Source organism: Rhodococcus sp. 1168 (assembly GCF_002091955.1).
Lineage (GTDB): Bacteria > Actinomycetota > Actinomycetes > Mycobacteriales > Mycobacteriaceae > Rhodococcoides.
Map to the genome: position 1 here is coordinate 1 of NZ_MKKY01000058.1, position 2,653 is coordinate 2,653.

A 2,653-nucleotide genomic window follows, 5' to 3' on the forward strand; every position below is an offset into this window, starting at 1 on the left:
GGCTCTTCCGGTTTTAGAGTGCATCGAGTGCGCGGGTGAGGTTGCCGCAGTGCAGTAGTGATCGGATGCGGTAGTGCGTGAGGTTGCGGAATCCGAGAGCGTTGCGCCGCAACGCTTCCAATCTGCCGTTGATCGCTTCGGTCGGCCCGTTCGACGCCCGGTGGGTGAAGTAGGCGAGAATGTCCACCCGCCTTCGGTGCAGGGTCCGCCCGAGTTGGGCGAGCTCCTCGAGACCGTCCGGGACGCCGGTGCGGATGGTGTCGATCAATCGAGTGAGAATCCGGTGCCCCTGCTTCGGGTCGGGGTGGGCGTACGCGGCGATCAACCGTTGATACACCGCCCACGTCACCTCCACCGGAGTGTGGTTCGGGTCGGCGAACGTTGCTGCAAGCCTGCCTTTCTGACGATCCGACAGCAACACCTCCCTCGTTCGCAGGGTGCGCCTCGTCCGATACAGCGGGTCACCGGTCCGGCCCCCGTGCCCGCAGGTGTCCTGCTGCACTCGCTGGCGGCACAAGTCCAGTGTCGTTCCGGCGAGGGCGACGACGTGGAACGGGTCCATCACCGTCACCGCATCGGGGACGCTGCCGGTGGCGGCGCTCTTGTAGCCGCGAACCCGTCCATCGCCACCACCTCGATCCCCGCTCGAAAAGAGTCGGTGCGCTGTGCGAGCCACCCCGTCAGCGCCGCCGCCGAACGCCCCGGTACCAGGTCGAGCAACCGCGCCGGGCCGGTTCCGTCGACGACCGGCGTCAGGTCGACGATGACCGTCACGAACCCACCACCAGCAGCGTGTCGGGTGTGCGCCCACCTGTGTTCGTCGACCCCGATCACCCGCACACCGTCGAAGCGGGTGGTGTCGGCGGCCACCACAGTGGTGGTGGCGTCGACGGCGATCGCGTTGACGGTGTCCCACGACAGGCCGAGTTCGCGGGCCACGGCGGCGACGGTGGTGCGGTCGAGGATCAACCTCCGCAGGACGTACCTCGCGCAGCGGCGGGTGGTGGACCACCCGGCCCTCGCGAGGCGGTCGGTGTTGTGGCAGAACACTTCCCGGCCACAGGATGTGTTCGTGCACCGGTAGCGGGGAACACGTACCCGTAGCTGCAGCGGGTGCCCTACCACCGGAACATCGTTCACTCTGCGTTCGATCCGGTCACGGTACTTCCCGACCATGTCGCAGCCGGGGCAACAGCCGGCCGCGGTGGTGATCAGGTCGCAGAACACGATCGTGGTGTCGCCGTCGATCGCAGCGTCGCGGATGGTGACGCCGAGTTCGACGGTGCGGATGATCGTGTCGGCTACGGCAGAAGCGGAAACAGTCGTATTCTCGGACACAGGGCTCCCCGGTGGGTCGTGACGAGTTGGCGTGAGAACCCTCATCATCGGCCTCCGGGAGCCCGCCTCACCGCAGCGACACGACCCCACCGACCGGGTTTACCGGCTCTTCGATCTTGACCGGGCAACCCTGGCCCTGAGCTCGTTCGGCGCGTCTAATCGCTGAAGGCCCTTGGCCCCTGAAGTCTGAATGTTGCGAAGCACCAGGCGACAGGAAGACCAAGGGTATGAATCAGGGTACGACAGTGCTGTTCGGGCTGCCCGGAGTACGCGTGCATCGCGTGTCCATGGACTCGAATGGAGTTCGGTTAGTGGAGTTCTTCACCGACGACGATCGGGCCGCGGCGTGCCCGTCGTGTGGAGTGGTCTCGACGTCGATCACGGGCAACGCGATCACGAAGCCTAAGGATATCGCCTACGGCGAGCAGTCAATTCAATTGCAGTGAAACAAGACCCGGTGGAGATGCAGAGAAGACTACTGCTCGCGTGGGTCGTTCACGGAGAGTATCGAGGAGATACCGCCGCGGGCGAGACTGACCGGCCGGCTCGGGCGCGCAATGGGTTATGCGATCGGCAACGCCGCCCGATCGGTTACGGAGGTCGCCGCAGCGCATGGTGTGTCGTGGCCGACGGCGCATCGACGGTTCGTCGCTCTGGCCGAGCAGGTACTGACCGAACCGGATCCGGTTCGAGTGTTGGGGATCGACGAGACCCGACGCGGCAAGCCCCGGTGGGATCGCTGCGAGAGGACCGGAACCTGGGTGCGCACCGATCCGTGGGACACCGGATTCGTCGATATCAGTGGCTCACAGGGCATGCTCGGGCAGCAGAGCGGCCGAACCACGGCGGCAGTAGTGAAGTGGCTGAACGCTCGCTCTGAGCGGTTCCGGGACGGCATCGAGTACGTCGCGATCGATCCCGCCGCTGTCTATGCGGCTGCGGTCCGAACCCCGGATCTGCTACCGAACGCAGTGTTGGTGGTCGATCACTTCCATCTTGTCGCCAAAGCCAATGACGCGGTCACCAAGGTCCGCCAGCGAGTGACATGGGATCAACGAGCCCGCAGGGGGCGGGCGATCGACCCCGAGTGCGCGAACCGAAGGCGACTACTCCGAGCGCGGGAATGTATGTCGGACAATGGTTTCACTCGAATGTGGAACGAGATCGATGCCCAGGACCCAAGCGCACAGATCCTATCGGCATACATCGCGAAAGAGGAACTACGGACCCTGCTTTCGACCGTCCGTGACGGCGGGGATCGGCATCGAACCTCACATCGACTGCACCGATTCTTCATGTGGTGTGCCGATTCGAA

At 64.9% G+C, this 2,653-nt stretch carries 2 protein-coding genes and 1 pseudogene; 2 read left to right on the forward strand and 1 reads right to left on the reverse strand.

What is annotated here, in order from left to right:
• Nucleotides 1-13: 13 nt before the first annotated feature.
• Nucleotides 14-1,338: pseudogene (locus BJI47_RS11100) on the reverse strand (ISL3 family transposase).
• Nucleotides 1,339-1,565: 227 nt separating this feature from the next.
• On the opposite strand from BJI47_RS11100, the gene BJI47_RS23750 reads away from it, so the two are divergent.
• Together BJI47_RS23750 and BJI47_RS24310 are read left to right on the forward strand one after the other, a co-directional pair.
• On the forward strand, nt 1,566-1,784 hold the full coding sequence (locus tag BJI47_RS23750) for a hypothetical protein (RefSeq protein WP_088942156.1): 219 nt from the start codon (nt 1,566-1,568) through the stop codon (nt 1,782-1,784).
• Nucleotides 1,785-1,895: 111 nt separating this feature from the next.
• Nucleotides 1,896-2,653: transposase (locus tag BJI47_RS24310; RefSeq protein ID WP_139804861.1), on the forward strand; the 758-nt coding region annotated here is incomplete at its 3' end.

What these genes read in the sequence shown, in the direction of transcription:
- BJI47_RS23750 (WP_088942156.1), top strand. Translation starts at nt 1,566, where the DNA reads ATGAATCAGGGTACGACAGTGCTGTTCGGGCTGCCCGGAGTACGCGTG.